Origin of the sequence: Hymenobacter telluris (assembly GCF_017313265.1) — a bacterium.
GTDB classification, from domain to species: Bacteria; Bacteroidota; Bacteroidia; order Cytophagales; family Hymenobacteraceae; genus Hymenobacter; species Hymenobacter telluris.
Genome location: NZ_JAFLQZ010000001.1, coordinates 1 through 22,351 on the forward strand (window position 1 = coordinate 1; position 22,351 = coordinate 22,351).

General features: G+C 58.1%; 15 protein-coding genes and 1 tRNA gene. 8 read left to right on the forward strand and 8 right to left on the reverse strand.

Going from position 1 to position 22,351, the window contains the following annotated elements; all coding sequences use genetic code 11:
* Window positions 1-80 precede the first annotated feature (80 nt).
* On the reverse strand, window positions 81-2,132 hold the full coding sequence (tkt, locus tag J0X19_RS00005; protein WP_206979832.1) for a transketolase: 2,052 nt from the start codon (window positions 2,130-2,132) through the stop codon (window positions 81-83).
* 318 nt (window positions 2,133-2,450) lie between these two features.
* A complete protein-coding gene (locus J0X19_RS00010; protein ID WP_206979833.1) occupies window positions 2,451-3,428 on the reverse strand; it encodes an arabinan endo-1,5-alpha-L-arabinosidase in 978 nt (325 codons plus the stop codon).
* Window positions 3,429-3,741: 313 nt separating this feature from the next.
* Here J0X19_RS00010 and J0X19_RS00015 point away from each other — a divergent pair, with 313 nt between their 5' ends.
* The 3 genes from J0X19_RS00015 (at window position 3,742) to J0X19_RS00025 (ending at window position 7,567) form a co-directional block, all read left to right on the forward strand.
* Window positions 3,742-4,809 carry a LacI family DNA-binding transcriptional regulator gene (locus tag J0X19_RS00015; RefSeq protein WP_206979834.1) on the forward strand — a complete coding sequence of 356 codons (1,068 nt, stop codon included), beginning with the start codon at window positions 3,742-3,744 and terminating at the stop codon, window positions 4,807-4,809.
* Between the two features lie 150 nt (window positions 4,810-4,959).
* The gene (locus J0X19_RS00020; protein ID WP_206979835.1) at window positions 4,960-5,673 is read left to right on the forward strand and encodes a 3'-5' exonuclease; all 714 of its coding nucleotides are present in this window, start codon (window positions 4,960-4,962) and stop codon (window positions 5,671-5,673) included.
* Window positions 5,666-7,567 carry a DUF294 nucleotidyltransferase-like domain-containing protein gene (locus J0X19_RS00025; protein WP_206979836.1) on the forward strand — a complete coding sequence of 634 codons (1,902 nt, stop codon included), beginning with the start codon at window positions 5,666-5,668 and terminating at the stop codon, window positions 7,565-7,567. Before J0X19_RS00020 ends, J0X19_RS00025 begins: the two co-directional genes overlap by 8 nt.
* Before the next feature lie 245 nt (window positions 7,568-7,812).
* Here J0X19_RS00025 and J0X19_RS00030 read toward each other — a convergent pair whose 3' ends face one another.
* Window positions 7,813-8,601: a PASTA domain-containing protein gene (locus J0X19_RS00030; protein WP_206979837.1), complete on the reverse strand. Its 789-nt coding sequence runs from the start codon at window positions 8,599-8,601 to the stop codon at window positions 7,813-7,815.
* 86 nt (window positions 8,602-8,687) lie between these two features.
* Window positions 8,688-11,429: a D-alanine--D-alanine ligase family protein gene (locus tag J0X19_RS00035; RefSeq protein ID WP_206979838.1), complete on the reverse strand. Its 2,742-nt coding sequence runs from the start codon at window positions 11,427-11,429 to the stop codon at window positions 8,688-8,690.
* A gap of 217 nt (window positions 11,430-11,646) precedes the next feature.
* Between J0X19_RS00035 and J0X19_RS00040 the strand changes: the two genes are divergently transcribed.
* Window positions 11,647-12,831 (forward strand): phosphoglycerate kinase, encoded by a 1,185-nt coding sequence (locus J0X19_RS00040; protein WP_206979839.1) that lies wholly within the window; start codon window positions 11,647-11,649, stop codon window positions 12,829-12,831.
* A 107-nt stretch (window positions 12,832-12,938) separates the two neighbouring features.
* Here J0X19_RS00040 and J0X19_RS00045 read toward each other — a convergent pair whose 3' ends face one another.
* The 3 genes from J0X19_RS00045 to J0X19_RS00055 form a co-directional block, all read right to left on the reverse strand.
* Window positions 12,939-13,583 (reverse strand): hypothetical protein, encoded by a 645-nt coding sequence (locus tag J0X19_RS00045; RefSeq protein WP_206979840.1) that lies wholly within the window; start codon window positions 13,581-13,583, stop codon window positions 12,939-12,941.
* Between the two features lie 116 nt (window positions 13,584-13,699).
* Window positions 13,700-14,911 carry a site-2 protease family protein gene (locus J0X19_RS00050; RefSeq protein ID WP_317194711.1) on the reverse strand — a complete coding sequence of 404 codons (1,212 nt, stop codon included), beginning with the start codon at window positions 14,909-14,911 and terminating at the stop codon, window positions 13,700-13,702.
* On the reverse strand, window positions 14,865-15,542 hold the full coding sequence (locus J0X19_RS00055) for an HAD family hydrolase (protein ID WP_206979841.1): 678 nt from the start codon (window positions 15,540-15,542) through the stop codon (window positions 14,865-14,867). The genes J0X19_RS00050 and J0X19_RS00055 overlap by 47 nt, the downstream gene beginning before the upstream one ends.
* Window positions 15,543-15,693: 151 nt before the next feature.
* On the opposite strand from J0X19_RS00055, the gene J0X19_RS00060 reads away from it, so the two are divergent.
* The 4 genes from J0X19_RS00060 (at window position 15,694) to J0X19_RS00075 (ending at window position 19,703) form a co-directional block, all read left to right on the forward strand.
* A tRNA-Ile gene (locus tag J0X19_RS00060) sits at window positions 15,694-15,767 on the forward strand.
* Window positions 15,768-16,000: 233 nt separating this feature from the next.
* Window positions 16,001-16,678, forward strand: a complete 678-nt coding sequence (locus J0X19_RS00065; protein WP_206979842.1) for a response regulator — start codon at window positions 16,001-16,003, stop codon at window positions 16,676-16,678.
* Between the two features lie 143 nt (window positions 16,679-16,821).
* Entirely contained in the window at window positions 16,822-18,222 is a 1,401-nt protein-coding gene (locus tag J0X19_RS00070; RefSeq protein ID WP_206979843.1) for a sensor histidine kinase, read from the forward strand.
* Between the two features lie 533 nt (window positions 18,223-18,755).
* The gene (locus J0X19_RS00075) at window positions 18,756-19,703 is read left to right on the forward strand and encodes an NAD(P)-dependent alcohol dehydrogenase (RefSeq protein ID WP_206979844.1); all 948 of its coding nucleotides are present in this window, start codon (window positions 18,756-18,758) and stop codon (window positions 19,701-19,703) included.
* A gap of 143 nt (window positions 19,704-19,846) precedes the next feature.
* On the opposite strand, the gene J0X19_RS00080 is transcribed toward J0X19_RS00075, so the two are convergent.
* A complete protein-coding gene (locus J0X19_RS00080) occupies window positions 19,847-22,333 on the reverse strand; it encodes a M1 family metallopeptidase (RefSeq protein WP_206979845.1) in 2,487 nt (828 codons plus the stop codon).
* Window positions 22,334-22,351 lie beyond the last annotated feature (18 nt).

Genomic DNA, 22,351 nt, shown 5'->3' on the forward strand with positions numbered 1-22,351 from the left:
GAAGCAAGTATCTGGCTCCGCGCTAACGCGTAGGAACTCGCTTCGCTCGTCGCGGAACGGATTTCCGCGCTACAATTTCCTTACGAAACCACTTGCTTTTCGTCTTCTTCTTCGGGCTGACCGTTCAGCACGGAGTGGGCAACTTTCACCACGTTTTTCACCGTGAAGCCGAATTCCTCGAACAAGTATTCGGCCGGAGCTGACTCGCCGAAGCGGTTCATGCTGATGCTGCTGCCTTCGTCGGTGGCGTACTTGGCCCAGCCGATGGGCGAACCTGCTTCAATGGTCACGCGCTTGCGCACCGATGGCGGCAATACCTGCTGGCGGTAGGCCTTGTCCTGCTTCTCGAACAGCTCCCACGACGGCATGCTCACCACGCGGGTGGCCACGCCTTCGCCTTGCAGCGCCTTCTGCGACTCCAGCGCCAAACTCACTTCCGAGCCGGTAGCAATCAGAATCAGCTGCGGCGTGCCACCGTCGGCTTCGCTCAGGATGTAGGCACCCTTAGCCACCCCCTCGCGGGCCGAACCCAGCACGGTCTGGTCGAAAATCGGCAGTTTCTGGCGCGACAAAATCAGGCAGACCGGCGACTTGGGCGTGGTCATGGCAATGCGCCACGCTTCGGTGGTTTCGTTGGCGTCGCCGGGGCGCAGCACCACGATGTTCGGGATGGTGCGCAACGATACTACTTGCTCGATAGGCTGGTGCGTGGGGCCGTCCTCGCCCAAGCCAATGCTGTCGTGGGTGAAAACGAACGTAGCGGCCGACTCGGCCAGGGCCGTGAGGCGGATGGCGCCGCGCATGTAATCGGAGAAAGTAAGGAAGGTGCCGCCGTACGTGCGTACGCCGGCGTGCTGCGACATGCCATTCATGATGCCGCCCATGGCGTGCTCGCGCACCCCAAACCAGATGTTGGTGCGCTCATAGTGGCCGGGCTGGAAGCTGTCATCCCCCGACTTGTCCATTTCGTTGGACGAAGCCAGGTCAGCCGAGCCGCCGAACAGATACGGAACGGATTTCTTGAGGGCCGTCAGGGCCTTGCCGGAAGCCTGGCGGGTGGCCAACTCGCCATCGGCCGGGGTGTACACCGGCAGGTTGCTGTCCCAGCCTTCGGGCAGGTCGCCGTTGAAGGAAACGTGGAACTGCTGGGCCTCGGCCTGGAACTCCTGCTCGTATTTCTTGAACTGCTCGTCCCACTCTTTTTGCAGCTGAGCGCCTTTCTCACCGGGCTTGCGCAGGTGCTCGTACACCTCCTCGGGCACTACGAAGCTGGCTTCCGGGTCCCAACCGAAGAACTCCTTGGCTTTCTTCACGTTGTCGGGGCCGAGGGGGCTGCCGTGGGCTTTGTTGGTGCCCGCCAGTGGCGAGCCGAAACCGATAATGGTCTTAATCGAGATAATCGAAGGCCGGTCTTTCTCGTTCTGGGCAGCTTTGATGGCAGCCTCAATTTCGTCGAGGTTGTTGCCATCCTTCACCTGTTGGGTGTGCCAGCCGTAGGCCTCGAAGCGCTTCATGGCGTCTTCGGTGTAGGCCAGGCTGGTCGGGCCGTCGAGGGAAATATCGTTGTCGTCGTAGAGGTAGATGAGCTTGCCCAGTTTCAGGTGGCCGGCCAGCGAGGCGGCTTCCGAGGCAATACCTTCCATCAAGTCCCCGTCACTCACGATGGAGTAAGTGTAGTGGTCCTGCACGGTGTGGCCGGGCTTGTTGTACACGGCCGCCAAATGCGCTTCGGCCATGGCCATGCCCACGCCGTTGGCGAAGCCCTGACCCAGCGGGCCGGTGGTTACCTCAATACCAGGCGTCACGTTCGACTCGGGGTGGCCGGGGGTGCGGGCGCCGGGCTGCCGGAACTGCTTCAGCTCGTCCATGGTCAAATCGTAGCCATACAGGTGCAGCAGGCTGTAAATCAGGGCCGAGCCGTGGCCCGCCGACAGTACAAACCGGTCCCGGTTCGGCCACTTGGGGTCTTGGGGGTTGAAGCGCAAAAAGCGCGAGAACAGGACGTAGGCCATAGGGGCGGCACCAAGTGGCAGGCCGGGGTGGCCGGAGTTGGCCGCCTGCACCATGTCCACGGACAGCAGGCGGATGGTGTTAACACTTTGCTGCTCGATGGACGTTGCTTGTTCAGTCATAAGAAAATGAAAAGAAGTGGTTGTGCTTGAGTGAGTGAGAACTAGGTGAGATAGTATGGGCCGCGTAGCCTGCTCAGCGTGTACTATAGGCCGGTCGGCGGCTCGGCCCGCGCGGCCTTATACGTTTGCTGGCAGCCTAGCGCCGATAAGTAGCGGTATTAGTGCGCTCCTAAGGCAGCAAAGCAGCTGCCTTACGCCACAGAATGGTTGGGGCTGAAGCGCTTCTCCGGCCCTTAACTATTTAGTTATGCAAAGAAGAGTATTTCCTTATTTATCTAGCCGACCGGAAACGATTCAGTGGAAAAATAATCTGATTTTTTAGGGCTTTACTACGGGCCAGCCTTCTGAATCCCAGCCTAGCTTTTCGATGCGCAGCTTGGAGCGCCCCCGGTCGGCGGCATCGTAGCCGTGAAAAACCAGATAATCGGCGTTGTCGAAGGTGTACACCGAGTTGTGGCCCACGCCAAACCAGTTTTTGTCGCCTTCCAGCACCAGAGTACCGCCGCCTTGCTCCAGGCCGGTGCCGGCTTTGTCCAGGTAGGGGCCGGTTACGGTTTTCGAGCGGCCCACCATCATCTTATACGTGCTCTGGGGGCCGCGGCAGCAGTAGTCGAACGAAGTAAACAAATAGTAATAGCCGTTTTTCTTGAAGATGAACGGCGCCTCAATGGCGGCGTCGCCGGGCAAGGAGTCCGTGAGCTTGGGGTCGCGGGGGCGGGCGGCCACGGTGCGCCAGTGCTCCGGCTGGGCGGGCGCGGTGAGGTCGGGGCGGAGCTGCACCAGCTTCATGCCGCTCCAAAACGAGCCGAACACCAGCCACGGCGTATCCTTCTCGTCGCGTACCAGGTTCGGGTCGATGGCGTTCCACATGTCGCGCCCCGGCACCGATTGAATTACTTTGCCCTTGTCCACCCACTTATAGTCGGGCGAGGCCGGGTCCAGGGTTTTGTTGGTGGCCAGCCCGATGCAGGACGTGTTTTTGCCGAATGCCGACACCGAGTAGAACAGGTAGTACACGCCGTTGTGCACGGAAACATCGGGCGCCCAAATGTGGCCCTTGAAACTCGGTATGGCCTTCACCGCCCACGCCGGAGGCGCGGCAAACACCGGCTGCTCCTTTTTCCAGGTCTTCCTATCCTTCGACGACCACGTGGCAATGCCCTGGCCAGTGCAGAACATGTAGTATGTACCGTTTTGCCGGATCATAACCGGGTCGTGGGCGGGTATGAGGGGCGTTTCTTGCGCCACCGCGTACCCACCGATGAGCAGCAGCAGGAAAGTAAGCAGGTGTCTCATCGGGTAGGAATTTTAGATTAACGATTGTGTAACTTTTGCATAGTTAAGTGAAATTATGATATTCAGAACGCGAGGCTGTTATAAAACTATAGGGCGCGGTACCAGTTTCTACCCTGCTCAAGTTTATCACCGTCTTGGTGCCTTACAGTAGATGCTGGTTGCCGCAACCTTTGCTGCTCCCAGGCATCCATAGCGTTGCAAGCACCGGAAGCAGGTGCCGTTGGTAACAGGTGCCTTTTCCAAGGTGTAGGCAGTCTATAAAACTGCTGTAGCTTTACGCAAATCATCCAAGCAGCATTACGCTACCATACTTATGCCCCCACGCGGTAAAAAGGCGCCCGACACCTCTCACGAACCCAACAGTCCGGTATCCATGGCCGACCTGGCTCGGGAATTGGGCGTTTCAATGACCACTATTTCGCGGGCGCTGAGCGACCATCACAGCATCGGGCCTGCCACCAAGCAGAAAGTACTGAAGCTGGCTAAAAAGCTCAATTACCAGCCCAACCACCTGGCGGCGGCACTGCGCAAAGGCAAAAGCAAGCTGCTCGGCGTGATAGTGCCGTACATTGAAGGGCGCTTCTTTCCGTCGGTGGTGCACGGTATTGAAACGGCGGCTAGCAAAGCGGGCTACAGCGTTATCATCTGCCAGTCGAATGAGGACGTAGCGCATGAGCGCAAGAACATCGAAACGCTCATTAGCGCGCAGGTGGCCGGCATTATGGTGTCATTGTCGCGCACGACGCTCGATTTCAAGCACTTTGATAAGGTGCGCAAGCGCGGGATTCCGCTGGTGTTTTTCGACCGCACGATAGAGGGCGAAAACGTGAATGCCGTAGTGCTCAACGACCGGGACGGGGGCTACCAGTCCACCAAGCACCTGCTGGAGCAGGGCTGCCGGCGGGTGGCGCACTTCGCGGGTTTGCAGCACCTCAACATCTACAAAAACCGCCGCCAGGGCTACCTCGACGCGCTAAGTGAGTACGGCATTCCGCACGACGAGGACCTGATTGTGTATTGCGACATGAACCTGGAGGAAGGCATGAAAGCCATGCGCCGCCTACTGGAGCTGCCCAACCCGCCCGACGGCGTATTTGCGGCCGGCGACTCGGCGTTGCTGGGGGCGTTGCAACTGCTCAAGCAGCGGGGAGTTCGGGTACCGCAGGACGTGGCGCTGGCTGGCTTCAGCAACGAAGGTTTCACGGCCATTACCGAGCCCATGCTCACTTCCGTGGATCAGCGCTGCGAGGAAATGGGCCAGGCCGCCGTGCGGCTGTTTCTGGAGCTGGTGGAAGCCAAAGGCACCAATTTCTCGCATCGGCAGGTGGTGTTGCAGCCGCAATTGTTCGTGCGGGATTCGTCATTGCATCAGAATAAGTAGTAGGTATTGGGTAATAGGTAGTGGGTAATAGGTAGTAAGAATAAGATGTCTTACCACTTACTACAAGAGGATGTCTTACTACCTACTACCCACTACTTACTACTTATCACCTAGTGGAACAGACAAACGTCTATTAAGAAGGAGAGCCGAGTGCAGCAATTTTTACTGTTTGTCGATACTGAAACTACCGGGCTGCCCGTCAACTGGAACACGACGTACGCGGCCGAGCGCAACTGGCCTTACGTGGCCCAGCTTGCCTGGCTGGTATATACCAAGGAGGGCGAGCTGGTAAAAGAAGAAAACCATTTTCTGCGGGTACCGGCCGGCCAGATGCGCCCCAGAGCTCAGGCCATCCACGGCCTGACACCAACGTTTCTGGCGCAGCAAGGCGAAGACCGCACCACCGTAATGCAGCGCTTTCACGACGATTTGCGGGTGTATCAGCCGCTGGTAGTAGGCCATTATATGCGGCTCGATTTCCATATGATAGGGGCAGAGTTTTACCGAACAGGCCTGCCCAACTTGCTGGCCGAGCTACCCACCGTATGCACCATGCAAACCAGCCAGCGGCACGCGCAGGCCGTGCAGCGCAATTTTCTGCGCCTCGGTGAGCTGCACGAGCACCTGTTTCAGGAGCCGATGCCGCGCCAGCACGATGCCCAGGCCGATGCCCAGGCCACTGCCCAGTGCTTCTTCGAGCTGCGCCGCCTCGGCGACTTAAATGACGCCATTATTGCCGACCAGCCGCCGCTGCTGGTACCAACCGCCGAACCCGGTATCTTTCAGCGGTACCGGTGGCTGGGGCCGGGCGGGCTGATTGTGGCCGGAGTGCTTTTACTGCTATTATTTTGGCTCTATGGATAACCGCTTTGCTTTTCTAAAAACCGTCAGCCCCTTCAACCTGCTGCCCGACGACGTACTGCTGGGCGTGGAAAGCTTGCTGCAGGAGGTGCGCTATACCAAGGAAACCCTCATCTATCAGCAGGATACCTCCAAGCTCCGGGGGCTCGATATTGTGGTGCAAGGTGCCTACGAAACGTTTTTCTACGACAGCGAGCAAAACAAGCGCCTGCCCGAAACCTACGGGGTAGGGGCCTGCTACGGCGGTATGTCGATTCTGCTCAACAAAAAACGCTCGATTCGCACGGTTATAGCCCGCAAAAACACGGTGGTGTACGCCCTGCCCCGCCGCGACTTTCGGGCGCTCTGCCTGGCCTACGAAAACTTCTTTCACTACTTCACGGCGCGCTACGGCGAGCGGATGCTCAACGAGGAATACGCGCACTTCGTGAAGCCCATATCAGCGCCCGAGGAAAACTATATTGCCGCCGACCAGATGTACTCGCGCCGCATCGAGACGCTGGAAGTGCGCTCCATCCTGGCGGTGCCCTTCGATACGCCTATTTTTCGGGCCGCCCAGCTAATGGCCGAGGCCAAGGTGAGCTGCTCGTTCGTAACCGCCGATACCGGCGAAATCATCGGCTACCTAACCGATATTACGCTGCGCGACAACGTAATAGCTCAGCAATTGAACGTGACCCGCCCCGTAGCCGACGTGCTGGATACGCCCATTGTGAGCATCAGCAGCGAGGCGTACGTGTATGAGGCCATCCTGCTGATGTTCCAAACCAAAACCCGCTACCTGCTGGTGGAAAAAGGCGGGCAGCACATCGGCTTTCTAAGCCGCAACAAGCTGCTCAGCGACCTGGCGCAGTCGCCGTTCATGTTCATTCAGGCAGTGAAATCGGCGCAAAGTGCGCGGGAGTTGAAACGGCGCTGGGAGATGGTGCCCGACATGGTCAACCAGCTGCTTACCCGCGGCGTAAAGGCCGAAATCGTGAACCAGGTGATTACCACCGTGGCCGATACCATTGCCCTGAAGGTGATTGAAAGCGTGCTGGCCGAGCACGGCCCCGCGCCGGCCAAGTTCGTGTTTATGGTGCTGGGCAGCGAAGGCCGCAAAGAGCAAACCCTGCTCACCGACCAGGACAACGCCATTATTTACGAAGACAAAGCCAACGAGCAGCGGGAGCTGGTGCGGGCGTATTTCCTGCGCTTTGCCGAAGCCGTTTCCGACCAGCTCAACCACATCGGGCTGAGCTTCTGCACGGGCGGCTTCATGGCCAAAAACCACAAGTGGACGCACTCCTTGTCGCACTGGAAGCGCAACTACCACAGCTGGATGAGCGACTCCAACGCCGAAACGGTAATGAAGTTCTCCACGTTTTTCGACTGTCGTTTCCTGTATGGCGAAGAGGCCATCATGAACGAGCTACAGGCGTTCATGGGCGAGGAGCTGCGCGGCCCCGTAGACCGGTTTTTCTACTACATGGCCAACAACGCCCTTCAGTACGAGCCGCCCCTCACGTTTTTCCGCAACTTCCGCACGTTCACGCAAGGCACCCAGCAGGTATTCGACCTGAAAAAAACCATGACGCCCATCGTGGATTTGGTGCGGGTGTACGCCCTCAAACACCAGATTTTTAAGACCAACACCGGTGAGCGGCTTCAGGAACTGCGTACAAAAGGCGTATTCACCGAAAAGGAATACGAGGAGCTGTTTCAGGCCTACTACTACCTGATGGGCATGCGCCTGAAAAAGCAGGCCCGCCAGCTCATCAACGACCGGGTGCCCCCCACCAACTACCTCGACCCCAAGGTGCTCACGCAGGTAGAGCAAGTGACGCTGAAAGAAATTTTCAAAGTCATAGCCGACTTCCAGCTCCGCATTAAGGTTGCTTTTACCAAGACGCTGTAGTTAAGTGCGGGCGGGGCCTCACCCCCCCGGCCCCCTACACTCGCTTGATGCGCGACATAAAAAGGAGAGGGGGTGCCTGACGACTTATAAAATAGGCATCGTTGAACGCACCCCTCTCCGCGGGCGAGGGGCTGGGGGTGAGGCCACCCGTTCGCGCCGCATGAGCGCCAGCTATACCCTGCAAGCCCTGCGCCCCGGCAAAATAGCTTTGCCGGGGCGCAGGGCTTGTAATCCGTAAGAATCCGCTAGTCTTTCACCTCGGAGAGTGGCGCTTTGCCGGCTACCCAAATATCAACCAACTGACCCATCCGGATGGTGGCGCCGGGTGTAGCTACGGGGCGTTGCTTCACCACCGTGCCTTCGGTTTCGCCGTCCTGGGGCTCCTGGTAGAAAGTCTCGCCAAGTTGCAGACCTTGCCCTACAAGTAGGGTCATGGCCTCATCGGCGGGCATGTTGATGAGGTTGGGCACCGCAAATTCCTGGTTGCCGAGGCCGTCCCCCACTTCCAAATCCACGCGGGTACCTTTGGCAATGGGCGAGCCGGGCGCTATTTCTTTGCCGTCAACTAACTGCCGGAGCACCTGGTTTTGGCGCACGTCGGGCACCTTGATGAGCTTGCCCACTGTGAGGCCGTAGCTGGAAATAATCATCTGCGCGTTCTTCTCCGACCCATCGGTGAGCTTCGGCATCTTGATAACCGGCGGGTTGCGCATAGCCACCGTAATGTAGATTTTACGGTCTTCCTTCACCTTCTCGCCGGGCGCGGGGTCTTGGTTGAGTACTGTAAAGGGCCGTGTGCCGGGGTTGTAGCTGGAATCATCCACGAAGTAGCGCAGGTTCCGCTCATCGAGGTAATCTTCGAGGTCGGCCTGGTTCATGCCCGTGATTTTGGGCACTACAATGGTTTCGCCATGGTTGGTGGTGAGCGGCAGATACACGAAGAAAAAGCCAAACACCAGCGCCGCCGTGGCCACGGCCATTACCACCAAGTGCTTTACCAGGTCAATTGGCGTATCAGATTTAAGGAAGGACATTCGGTTTAGAACTGAGATATGAGAGCTGAGAACTCAGAAAGTTCTGAGACAAAAGGTAAACGAGTTCAAAAGAATGAAAAGGAATTCTAAGCTTTGAGTTCTAAGTTCTCAGCTCTCTTCTTCCCAAATTCCAGAATCTGGTCGATGAACTGGTAGGGCGTGTAGCCGGCCAGCGCGGTTTGGTGGAAGATGCAGGTGGCGGGCGTCATACCCGGCAACGAATTCACCTCGATAATCAGTACTTCCACGGCGCTGTTTTGCCGCACCCGCACAAACGCGTCGATGCGGGCGTACCCCTGGATGTCGAGCACCTCGGCTACGCGGCGTAGTTCGGCCTTCACTTCCTCGGATATGCGCTGGCGCTCCACGGGGTCGGGGGCGTAGCGGGCCGGGGTGATATTCTGGCCTTCGCCAGCCAGGAATTTCTCTTCCAAACTCAGCACTTCACCGGTTGCCAGGGCTTCGGAGGCCTCAAACACTTCCACTTGCAGCTCGCCATTTTCGCCCCAGTGCGTGAGCAGGCCGCCGGTTACTTCCAGGAAGTGGGCCGCGCCGTCGCGCTCAATCAGGGTTTCCACCAGGAAGGCTTCCTTCTGCGGAAACTCTTCCTTGAAGCCCAGGTGCAGCACGGTAGCATCGGCGGCCATCAAGTCTTCCTGGTCGCGGAAGATGAGGCGAGTGAAGGCCGTCAGCTCCGCCCGGTTCTTGATTTTCTTCACGGCCGAAGAGCAGCCGTCGTCGGCGGGCTTGGCAATGAAGGGGTAGGGGAACTGCGTTTCCAGGCTCTGGTAGAATCCTTCCGGGTCGGCGGTCCACTCCAGGCGGCTGGCCATGCGGTGTTCAGCCACGCGCAAGCCGGCCTCGCGCAGCTTACGGTTCGTTTCGAACTTGTTGATGGTGATGCTGCTGCTGGCTACGCCCGAACCGTTGTAGGGTAAGCCGTACTGCTCCAACTCGCGCTGCAACGCTCCGTCTTCGCCGGGCCGGCCGTGCAGGGCAATAAATACCTCACTTACCTCTTCGGCCAGCTCCGGGAACGTAATGCGGCGCGGCTGTTCTACGGCCTGGCCGGCGTAGGTGCTGGTAATGGCCTGCGCCTCCTGCCGAATGCGCGCCAGGATGGGGTGCGTGGCGTGGCCGGCTTCGGCTAGCTCAATCTTCTCCCGAATATCATCGGCGTTGTCTTTGAGCATCACGTTGATGGGCAGCACGTACAGGCGGAATTCCTGGCTGTTGCCGGTCAGGAACACGGGCACCGGCTCGTACTTCACCGAGGAGCTGAGCTTCTCGTAGATGTTGCGCCCGCTCTCCACCGAAATGTGCCGCTCCGACGAGTACCCACCCATAATCACGGCCACCTTGATGCGGCTGCGTTCCTGCTGCTGCCGCGAGGCTACGGCCGCATCCAGCTGGCCAAGCAAGCCGGCCAGCCGTACCGGCTGCATGCCACCGCGCCGCCGTGCCGCCAACGACGTCCGAATCAGGAACGTCAGGAACTGGGAAGGATTCAGGCCGATTTCGGCAGCCTGGTGGAAGAAGAAGGACGCCGGCAACATACCCGAGGTGGTGTTCGGGTCGTTCAGGAACAGTGTGCCGTCGGCCTGAATAAAGCCATCCAAACGCGCGTACACCTGGAAACCAAACGTGTCGAACATTTCCTCGCACGACTCCCGGATGCGCTGAATATCCGCTTCGGGCAGGTCGATAGGGGTGACCTTGCGGGCCAGGCCAGGCAGATATTTCGAGCGGTAATCGAACATTTCCTCGCCCTTCACAATCTCCGTGGGCGGCAAGGCCAGCGGCTTGCCGGTTCCGTCTTCCACTACAATGCACGAAAACTCGCGGCCTTGCACGAAGCTTTCCACCAGCACCTGCGCTTCGCCATCCGTGCTAGTTAGCTGCGCCGAACCAGCATATTGGAGCCAACGGTCAAGTAATTCCAGTAATTCTTCTGGGCGGTATATTACTTTCTGTGTATTGGAATTGTAGTCACCCTTCCTCTTTAGATTGGCATCTCTTAATTCCATTACTACCGGTAGGCCAATGCCTTCCCGAATATCTATCAGTTGCTGTACCCAAACAATTTGCTCCTGGTATGATAAAGCTCTCCACTCCTGTTGTGTCACCGTTTTGCGGAACAAGCTGCGCTCCATGGCCGCGGCAAACTTGGCCACATCGGCCTCGCGCAGGATGCTGATACCGATGCTGGAACCCTGGCGCGGCGCTTTGAACACCAACGGCAAGCCTAACTCGCGCACCAGATAATCAAGCGTAGCGGCCGGGTCGGCGGCGTCCCAGTCCTCGGTTGAAATTACGCGGAAATCAGGGGTAGGCCGGTCCAGCGCTTTAAGGAGCTTCTTTTGCGCCACCTTATTGATGCCAAACGCCGAAGGCAGAATGCCGGAGCCGGAATACGGAATACCATACCACTCCAGCAGGCCCTGAATAGCGCCGTCTTCGCCGCCCGGTCCGTGCAAAGCCAGGAAGGCAAAGTCCATCAGCTCGCGCAGCTCGTGGGGCTGCACGCGCCGGCCCACTTCGGCAATGATGCTGTCCTGCTCGGCCTGCGTTAGGTCACCCAGGCTTTCCAGGTACACTTGCACGGGCAGCTGGGACGGCGGCAGGGCCGAAACCGGCGGGTAAAAGTCGCGGATGGTGCCTTTGTAGATGTAGTGCCAGTCGAGCAGAATGAAGTTGCCTTTGCTGTCAACGAACACGGGAACGGCCTCGAACAAGGATTTATCGAGGTTATCATATACGGTGCGGCCGCCCGCGAAGGAAATTTCCCGCTCGCGCGATGGGCCGCCGAAGAAGATGCCAATTTTCATAGTTACCGCAAAGGTACGGGGATGAAACGTAAGGTGTAGTGGCTTCGGCGCTTATGCCGAATGCAATGAATGTGGTGTTTTACGTGGCGCTACTTGTGCAGATTGAACGGGAAACGTACTGTTTCACCAACTCACTAACTCGCCATATTCGGCACAAGCTAAAGCTTATGCTACATTCGCGCAGTTACCTACCACTTTCCCCATCTCTTCATTCTTCATGAAAACGCTCGATCAGTACAACTTCAGCGGTAAGCGCGCCGTGGTGCGCGTAGATTTCAACGTGCCTCTGGACAAGGATTTCACCATCACCGACGACACCCGCATCCGGGCAGCTACGCCCACCATCAAGAAGATTCTGGCCGATGGTGGCTCGGTAGTGCTACTCTCGCACCTGGGCCGGCCCAAAGGCGGCCCCGAAAACAAGTACTCGCTGAAGCACATTGTAGCCCGCCTGGGCGAAGAGTACGGCACCGACGTACAGTTCGCCGACGACGCGCTGAAAGCCGAAGAGCAAGCCAAGGCCTTACAACCCGGCCAGATTCTGCTGGTGGAAAACGTGCGCTTCTACCCCGAAGAAGAAAAAGGCGACGAAGCCTTTGCTACCAAACTAGCCAAGCTAGGCGAGGTGTACGTGAATGATGCCTTCGGTGCCGCGCACCGCAAACACGCCTCTACGTCTGTAATAGCCGCGCAGTTCGCGCCCGAAGACCGGGTGGCCGGCTACCTGTTGCAGTCGGAGCTGGACAACGCGCAGAAGGTGCTGGAGCACGCCGAGCGGCCTTTCACGGCCATCATGGGCGGCGCCAAAATTTCCGACAAGATTCAGCTGATTGAGAAGCTGCTTGATAAAGTGGACAACCTGCTCATCGGCGGCGGTATGGCCTACACGTTTGCCAAGGCCCAGGGCGGCAGCATCGGCAGCTCGTTGCTGGAAGCCGACAAGATGGATTTGGCTTTGCGCCTCATTCAGCAAGCCAAAGACAAAGGCGTAAACCTGGTGCTGCCCACCGACAGTGTCATTGCCGACAAGTTTGCCAACGACGCCAACACCAAAACCGCCAGCAACGACAGCATCCCCGACGGCTGGCTGGGCCTCGACCTCGGCCCCGAGTCGCAGAAGGCGTTTGCCGACATCGTGCGCCAGTCGAAAACCGTGCTCTGGAACGGCCCGATGGGCGTGTTTGAGATGAGCAACTTCGCGGCCGGCACCACCAAAGTAGCCGAAGCCATTGCCGAAGCCACCGAAGCCGGGGCGTTCAGCCTCATCGGCGGCGGAGACTCCGCGGCGGCCGTCAACCAGCTCGGTTTTGCCGAGAAAGTATCCTACATCAGCACCGGCGGCGGCGCCCTCCTCGAATACATGGAAGGCAAAGAACTGCCCGGCGTAGCCGCGTTGAACTAAGTGGTGAGATGGTGAAATGGTGAGGTGGTGAGTTTGACGTTCGACTTGCGCAAATAGCGCCGGAGGAACGTCAAACTCACCACCTCACCATCTCACCATCTCACCACTTAGTTCACGTACGGCGACTCCAGCACTTGGCCCATGCTGTGTAGCGGCAGGGAGTCGAGGCGGCCGGTGAGGCGGGTGGCGAGGACACGGGCCTCCCGCTCGGTTAGCACGTCGAGCTTGCGTAGCCAGCGCAGGCGGTGCAGCTGAGTGTCGATGAGGCCCAAGGGGTTGATGTTGGCGTATTCTTCACGCAGGTAGGCTTTGGTGCGGGCCTCCAGGGCCCGGGCAAACTTATCAACGGAAGCACGTTCTGCGGAACGGTCGGCGAGGGTGATGTTGGTGCGGGATGTGCCCAGCGTAACGTGCTGCCACCAGTTGCGCTGCCCGTAGAGGTACAGAGCAATCAGTAAGCCCCCAAACCCAAACACACCCAGCCACGCAGCATCGGACAGTTGGCCGTTGCTGTTGGTGGGGAGCAGGCGTTGCAGCAAGCTGATTGCAAACCACAAGCCCACCAAGGGCCGCCAGGTGAGCTGTGGCGTAGTACGAAAGCGCATGACACGCACGGGTAGCACTTCCTCGTACGGCATTTCAAATTCCAGCGTAGCGCGGCCGTGGCTGTTGCGTTGGCAGATATATAATCCGTTGGGGCGTAAGGCGAGCTGCGTAGTGCCGGCCAACAGCCGACGTTGTTCAATTATCATTCTCTAGAAATAAGTACTTAGTTATTAGTGCATAGTGCTTGGTGCATAAGTTGGTAGTGTATCCTGTTGCAAATAACAGTAGAACGACCTAAGCACTATGCACCAAGCACGAAGCACTAATGAAACGGACTTGGGGTGAAGCACAGTACAAAAATAACCAGCATCAGCCAGCCCAGCACCTTGCGGCCAGGGCTGAGGGCCGACTCGTCGGGGGCGGGTGGGTGATAGATACCCGTAACCCGGCCCAGCATCAGCCCGAACACCAGCCAGCCCGGACTGCCCATAATGCCAGGCACCGCCACCGTAACGGCAAGTTGCGCCGCCCACACGCTCAAACTCAGCAGCAGCGCCCGGCGCGGCGTAGGCAGTGCCTTCCGGAACACCAAAAACAGATAGGCAAAATAGGGCAGGCCCCAGTACAGCCAGGTTTCGGCGCTGGTTTGCAAGGAGAATAGCCCTAAGCCAGCGTAAAAGATAAACCCAACAAACAGCACCACCGACAGCCGGTTGAACCGCTTGAACCCCAGCAGGCCGTACAGGATATGCCCGCCGTCGAGCTGCCCAATGGGCAACAGATTCAGCGCCGTGAAAAACAACGACAGCACCCCAGCCATGAGCACCGGGTAGTGCATTAGCTCATACGGATGAGGCAACCGCGCCGGGTCGGCAAACCAATATTCGAGCGCCTGATACAGCAGCGGCCGGGCCAGGGCTATGCTTTCATCGGGCCGATACACGTAGCGGGCATAATCCAGGCCGTATGCTCGGTATTCGGGGTGCACCTGAAATACGTAGTCGGCAGGTGGCAGGTGGGTGAAGCCGTAGATGAGCACCGGCACCGCCACCAGAAAGCCCGCCAACGGCCCGGCTAGTCCCACGTCAAAAAACTCCCGGCGCGAAAAAATCCGCTCCTTAATTCGGATAACCGCCCCAAACGTGCCAATGGTATTGAAAACCCCCGTGAAAAACGGAATGTAAAAAGGCAGCGTGGCCCGGATACCGTTGCGCCGTGCCGTGAAGTAGTGCCCGAACTCATGCACGGTAAGCACCCCCAAAAACGGCAGCGAAAACCAGAGTCCGCGCTGCATTTCCGCAGCTGTCAAGGGCGTCGAACCGAAGGTGAGTTTGCCCGTCATCCACTCGGCACCGGCCAGCGTGGTCGTGAGCAGCGTCAGCAGAAACAAGCCTATGTGCAACGCTGCGGTACGCCACGGAGGGGTTGGTTTCTCGTAGCGCACAAAGGCCGGTTGGGTTTCGTTGGCGAAAGCCGGGGCCGGAGCGTCAGGAGGAAAGGGTAGCGGCGGGGTCGTATTCTCGGGGAAAGGCACGGATGGCAACAGGGAGAGCGTCGAGGATGGTATGAGGCGGGGGCAGAAACAACGTGCGCAACCCCAGGCGGCGGGCCGTTTCGATATGTTGAAAACTGTCTTCAATGAAAAGAGTTTCCTCGGCCTTCCAGTTCATCTCGCGCAGCGCATGCTGAAAAACTTCCTCGCCCGGCTTGCGCAAGCCCACTTCCTGCGAGTAAAACACCCGGTCCAGCACATCGGCAATGCCGTGCTCGAAGCCGTACTGCGTTTTCAGCACCAGATTGACAGCTTCAATATGAATTTGGTTGGTGTTGGAAAGCAGCGCCGTTTGGTGGCCCTGGGCGCGCAACTCGGCAATGAAAGCCAGCCGGTCCGCCGGTACATCCAGCAGCATGGCGTTCCAAGCCGCGTCTAGTTCAGCGTCAGTGGCCGTCAGGTTGTAGTGCGTGCGTAGCCCCGCTCGGAACTCGTGCGGCGTGAGGCGGCCGGTTTCCATCAGGTCGAACAATTCGCTTTGTGCTGCCTGTGTAAAAGGAATGGTTTCCCCCTGCACATTCAAAAGGCGCATAGCTTCCAGAGTGCGCCGGAATTCGATATTGAGAATAACTCCCCCAAAATCGAAGAGGAGATTAGGCAGTTTGTGCGACATGAGTTAAGTAGTCAGTAAGAAACGGCAAGTAGCCACGCACGTAAGCGGGCAGGCTCATTCCGGCAAATCTTGCCGGTGTCGTTGCAAAATTGCCTGTAAAAGTCGAAGTTTGCGCAGCCGAAACCAACTGTCATTAGGCAGTCTTCGCATCGGGCCTATAGCTCAATCGGTTAGAGCAGCTGACTCATAATCAGCAGGTCACTGGTTCGATTCCAGTTGGGCCCACGAACAACCCTGTTTGCCACTCGCGCAAACAGGGTTTTTTGTTGCTTGCTAGCAGGTTGGCACTCGTGGTGCTATTGAACAGTATAAGCCGTACGGCGGAGGCTTGGCCCCTGGTAGCCTGCAAACTGCTCCACTTGCTAACTGGCCGCCATCGAAACGGCTAGCTGGCAACTCGGCCGCAGATTCCCAGTATCTTGCCGCTTCGATTCTGTTCTGCACCACGAACCCGACCCATGAAAATTCTGCTAGTGGAAGATGAGCCCAAAGTGGCGGCGTTTCTGCAAAAAGGCCTCACCGAACAACAGCACGCCGTGGATGTGGCCACTGATGGGCCCATTGGCTTACGGATGGCGCTGGCGGGCACCTACGACCTGATTATTCTCGATAATCTGCTGCCTGGCCTAAGCGGCCTCGATGTGTGCCGGCAGGTGCGCGCCCAAAACTCAGCCGTTCCAATTCTGATGCTGACGGCCCTGGGCGAAACCGACGACAAAATTCGGGGCCTGGATGCCGGTGCCGACGATTACTTGGTGAAGCCGTTTGCGTTTCAGGAACTGCTGGCGCGGCTACGGGCCTTGGTGCGCCGGCGGCCCGAAGCCAGCGGCAATGCCGCCGTGCTATTTCTGGCCGACCTTACCCTCGACCCTGGTAGCAAGCGGGTGCAACGGGCCGGCCAGCCAATCCAGCTGACTGCCCGCGAGTTTTCTTTGCTGGAATACCTATTGCGCCACAAAGGCCGCGTTATTTCCCGGGTGGATATTCTGGAGCACGTCTGGGAAACCAGCTTCGACACGGGCTCCAATGTCATCGACGTATATATCAACTTCCTGCGCAAAAAAATTGATAAAGACTTCAACCCCAAGCTGATTCATACGCTGGTAGGCATGGGCTATGTGATGAAGGAAGAGTAGGTTGATAGGCTGATTGATGATGAGTTAATGGGGGATTGTTACTTGATGATACAGGAATTGTCAATTTACAGAAGTCAACCAGTACCGCCTCACCAATTAACAATCAATAATCACCCCATCCGTAATCAGCACATCAACCAGCTATGTCTATTCGCCTGCGTCTGGCTTTGCAGTTTGCCGCTATTCTGGCTGTTACGCTGCTGCTATTTTCGGTGGTAATTTACTATTTCACCTTTCAGGCCCGCCAGGAGTCATTTACGGGGAGTTTGTTTGCGCGGGCCCGCATCGTGGCCCACGTGTACCTCGACGGTACCAACCGTGCCGATGAAGCCAGCCGGGTTTCCTACCGGCGGTATTTGCGGCAGTTTTACCGCACGCTGCCCGAAGAGGAAGTGCGCGTCTACAACGCCAACAACAAAGTGGTATTCCGGGAAGGTCAGCTGACCGATGTACCCGTGCCAATTAGCTTGCTGACCGCCGTGCGCCAAACCGGCCGGCAGGTGCAGACGCGCTCCAACTTCCACCAAACCGTGGGGTTATTGTACCACGATGCGCGGCAGGGCAACTTTGTGGTGGTGGCTTCCTCGGTGGATACCGACACGCGCGACAAGCAATTAGGCCTGCGCAATATCCTGATTAGTGGCCTGTTGGTATCGTTGATTATTGTGAGCATTGGGGGGTGGTTTTTTGCGGGTCAGGCGCTGCAACCCATGCAGAAAGTGGTACGGGAGGTGGATAGTATCACGGCCTCCGACCTGCACCGCCGTCTTTCGCAAGCCGATGGCTACGATGAAATAGCCCTGCTGGCGCAACGCTTCAACCAGTTGCTCGACCGCCTGGAAATAGCGTTTGCCGGACAGCGCACCTTCGTTCGGGATGCTTCGCACGAGCTCCGAACGCCCCTCACGGTGCTGATTGGTGAGCTGGAAGTGGCGTTGCTTCAGCAGGAGCGCAGCCCCCAGGAATACCGCCGGGTGCTGCAAAGTACCCTCGATGCGGCCCGGCTGCTCAAAGACCTCACCAACGGCCTGCTCCAGATTGCCCGCGCCTCCGACGACCCTTCCCAGGTGCCGCTCACCATAGTTCGCCTCGATGAGATGCTGCTGCAAGCCCACGAAGAAGTGCAGCGCCGCCACCCTACGCACCGCGTCGATTTAGAGTTTGGCGACGTGCCCGCGCAGGTACAGCAGCCGTTTGCAGTGCGTGGCAACGAAGCCTTGTTGCTGTCGGCGTTTCTGAATGTGATGGAAAACGCCTGTAAGTTCTCAACGGGGGCCAACATGCCGGTGCTAGCCAGCCTCACCACTACCACCCAGCATGTGGTGCTGGATGTGCGCGACTATGGTGTAGGGATGAGCGAGGCGGACCGCCAACAAGTATTCGTGCCATTTTTTCGCGCCGAGGCCATCCGGACAGTGCCAGGCCACGGCATTGGGTTGCCACTTACGGCCAAAATCATGTCGTTGCACGGCGGAACAGTGCGCGTGGAAAGCCAATTAGGGGAGGGTACGCAGGTGCTGCTGGAGTGGCCTGCATTGGGGTAAGTGCCAAGTAGTAAAGGCACGTAGGCGGATAATTATTTAATAATTAATTCGCTTTTAATGTGCTTTTAACTAGGTCTTAATTGCTGAGCCATAGACTTGTAGCGAATCTGCATCTGTAGACTACCATTACAGGCATTAAGTAGGTTATTCTCGGCTGTTTACGCCGTAGCGGTGGCAGAGAGGCCGGAGCGTTTTTCGCTTCATCTCTGCGGCGGCTTTAACCGGAGTAAAGTAAAATGATAGAATATAACGTGTCAGAAACCAGTGCAACTTTCGGCAGATTACGGAAACCCGTGGTAGCAGGCCGGAGTTGCGCGGCGCCAGGCAGGTTGACATAATTAGCCACCAGCTGCAAAGTCAGCGAGGCTCACTGGTCTTGCCCTCGGGCAAGTTAATTAGTTAAGTGTGGTTAAAACCGCCGCGGCTTCTGGCTGCGGCGGTTTTGCTTTATAGCAAGGCTGTTACTTGAAGATTTGAGTCACTAAGTGCCGTTGAGCTGCGTATGCTTTTGCAAGAAACCAACTCACTTAACTATGCAAGCAGCTTATTTCGAGCAATACGGCCCCGCCGACGTACTACGCTACGGCGAATTACCCACACCAACACCCAAAGCCAACCAGATTCTGGTACGGGTGCGGGCCAGCAGCGTCAACCCCGTGGACTGGAAAGTCCGCAATGGCGACCTGAAACTTATTACTGGCTTCTCGTTTCCTAAAATTCCGGGCCGCGACGTGGCCGGTGAGGTAGCCGCCGTGGGTGCCAACGTCACGCGCTTTTCGCCCGGCGACCGGGTGTACGGCATGCCCAACGATGGCGTGGGCGGTGCCAATGCGCAGTATGCGCTGCTGGCGGATTCGGTGGCTGCTTTCATTCCCGAGCAGCTAAGCTTCGAGGAAGCTGGCGCCATTCCGTTGGCCGCCCTTACCGCCCTGCAAGCCCTGCGCGACCATGCCCAGCTGCTGTCTGGTGACCGGGTGCTGGTGAATGGCGCGTCCGGCGGGGTGGGGTCAATGGCCGTGCAGATTGCCAAGGCCCTCGGTGGCGGCGAAGTAACCGGCGTGTGCGGGCCCGACAACCAGGACCTGGTGCGCAGCCTCGGCGCCGACCGGGTGCTCAACCACCAAGAGCACGACTTCACCAAAGACCTCAGCCACTACGACATTGTGTTTGATGCGGCCGGCAAAAGCTCGTTTGTGGCCAGCAAAGAAGCCCTGCGCCGCAACGGCCGCTACGTAACCACCACGCCCGATCCGGCTGCCGTGGTGGCTGGCAAAGTGGCCGCTGCGTTCAGCACCAAAACTCTGCACGCCTTTATGGCCAAGGAAAGCGGCTCCGATTTGGCCTTGATTTCGGCCTGGCTGCAAGCTGGCACCCTGCGCCCCATCATCGACCGAACCTTTCCGCTCCAGGAAATTGCCGAAGCGCACCGCTACAACGAACAAGGCCACGCCGCCGGAAAAATCGTGCTGACAGTGGAGTAGATTCCACGGTAGCATAGAAGCGAAAAGCCCCTTCCGCTTAGTGCGGAAGGGGCTTTTCTATGAGTTGTTTTTCCGAGCAGAGCGAGGGAAATAAGCTACTTACTATACCCAGATTCCTCGCTTTGCTCGGAATGACAGGTGGGCTACTTGGCCTGTTGAATCTCAGCAATGGCCTTGTCGATGATGGGCTGCTGCATGCTGACGTTGGGGCCGGTTTTGCCTTTGGTCACATCTTTCAAGATGCCAATCATGGGTTCGGCAGCACCTTGCGCTTTGTACTTAATGGCAATATCCTTGATCCGGTCGACGCCGGCAGTGAAGGCCGCGGGGTCCTGGAGGCGGGGCATCATGGCCACTATGCCTTCCAGCATCCCAAACTTGGCTTGCGGGTCGGCAGCATCGTACTTGGTTAGGATGTAGGTCCACTCGGCGGGGCCACCGGCTTTGCCATATACTTCCGTCACGGCTTGCTTCAGGCTGGCTTGCTCACTGCTTTCCAGTGGTTTGGCCAGTGCCAGCGCCTGCTTCGGATTAGCAGTAGCCAGGGCGCTCAGCGCCGCACTTTGCACCGCATACGACTTACTGTCAGCGAATTGCTTGGCAAATAGTTTGGCGTCGCTTTTGTCCTTGAGCTTGCTCAGCGTGAGCAGCGCGCTAGCCAATACCGCCGAGTTTTTCTCGTTGCTGATCAGCTTGCGGATGGCGGGCGCGGTAGCTTTGGCTACGGTTTTGTCTTCAAGGTCGAGGCGTTCCAGCGCCACCATGCGCAGCAGATAAAACTTGTCGTTGAGGCCGCTGAGCAGCAACTTCCGAGCGGCGGCATTGCTTTTCTGCTCGCTAACCGCGGCCAGCAGTGCTTCGCGGCGGTCCAGGTAGAGCGGGGCGTGGGCGTATTGGTAGGCATACTCGGTTATCGACTTCTTGTCGGTTGGCATCCACACCAGGGTTTTTTCGGCGTCCACGTTCACCAGGTCGGGCTTGCTGGCCAGCGGCATCGTGAAGGTTTGGGTGGCCTCGGTCATCATCACGCGCTGGCGCTGGGGCTTGCCGTTCACGTAATAATCAATGGCAAACGGCAGCTGGAACACTCTGCCGGGCTGGGTCTGCTTCACCGTAACGGCCTGCGTTTTATTGGCGGCGTCCCAGTTGTACTCAATGGTAACCAGCGGGTGCCCCGAGCTGAAATACCACTGGTTGTAGAACCAGTTCAAATCTTGGCCCGATACGGCCTCCATAGCCAGGCGCATCTGGTGCGCCTCGCCATTGCCGAGGGCGTTGTCTTTGAGGTACTTCTGCAAGCCGGCAAAGAATACGTCGTCGCCGAGGTAGGTGCGGAGCATGTCCACGATGGCGCCGCCTTTCTGGTAGCTTACCAGGTCAAACATGTCCTCCTTGTCGGCGTAGTGGAAGCGCACCAGGTCTTTGGAGGCGCTGCGGCCACTGCGGAGGTAGTTGTTGAGGTTGCGGTAGTTGTGCGCGTCGGCCTCGTCGGCGCCGTACTTATGCTCGGCATAAAGGCCTTCCGAGAAGTCGGCCATACTCTCGTTCACGGTCAGGTTGCTCCAGCTTTCGGCCGTCACGTAGTCGCCAAACCACTGGTGGAACAGCTCGTGCGCAATAACCGATTCGTTGCTGTATTGCCGGTCAAGCAGTTCCCGGTCGGTCATCTGCACAAAGTCGCCGTGCAGCGTGGCCGAGGTGTTTTCCATGGCCCCGCTCACGTAGTCGCGCACCACAATCTGGGCGTACTTGTTCCACGGAAACTCCACGCCCAGCCGCGTCGAGAAGAACTCCAGCATGTCGGGCGTATTGCCGAAAATCTGCTTGGCGTAGGGTGCATACTTGGGCTCCAGGTAGTAGCTCACTTCCTTGCCGCGCCAGGTTTCCTTGTGGATTTTGAAGTCGCCAACGGCCATCATAAACAGATACGGCGCGTGTGGCAACTCCATCTTCCAGGTGTCGGTGCGTAGCCCCGCGCCGGCGGGTTTCTGGCTCACCAAAGCGCCGTTGCTAAGCGTGACGTACTTGCTGGGCACCGTCATGCTGATTTCCGAAGTGGTTTTCTGGTTGGGCCGGTCGATGGTCGGGAACCAGGCTGAGGAGGCTTCCGTCTCGCCCTGGGTCCAGATTTGCACCGGCTTGCCGGCCACGGAGCTGTCGGGGTTGATGAAATACAGGCCTTTGGCATCGGAAATGGCCGCGCTGCCCTGCACTTTCAGCTCGTCGGGCTTGGCCGTGTACTCGATGTAGATGATGTAGGCCGTGCCCGGCGCCATGCTTTTGCCGAGGTTGATGCGCAGGTTATTCTGGTCGGAGTAGGTGTACTTGAGCGGTACTTGCTGCTCGCCATTCATCAGCGCCACGCTCTTGATATCCATGCCCTTAGCATCGAGCCGCAAGGAGTCGGTGGCGTAGCCGTGGGGCTTGAGCGTTACCCACTCTTTGCCGTAGAGGTAGCGCTTGGCGTAATCGAAGCGCACGTCCAACTTGGTGTGCACCAAGTCGTTGACTTTGGTGGCCGACGCCCGATACGGCCCAACTGGCTCGGTAGGTGGGGCAGGGGTTTGGCCCTGGCCCTGAACAGCACTGGCCGCCACTATCAGCAAGCCCAGCGCAAAAAGATGCTTCATACAGAAAAGTGTGAGGAA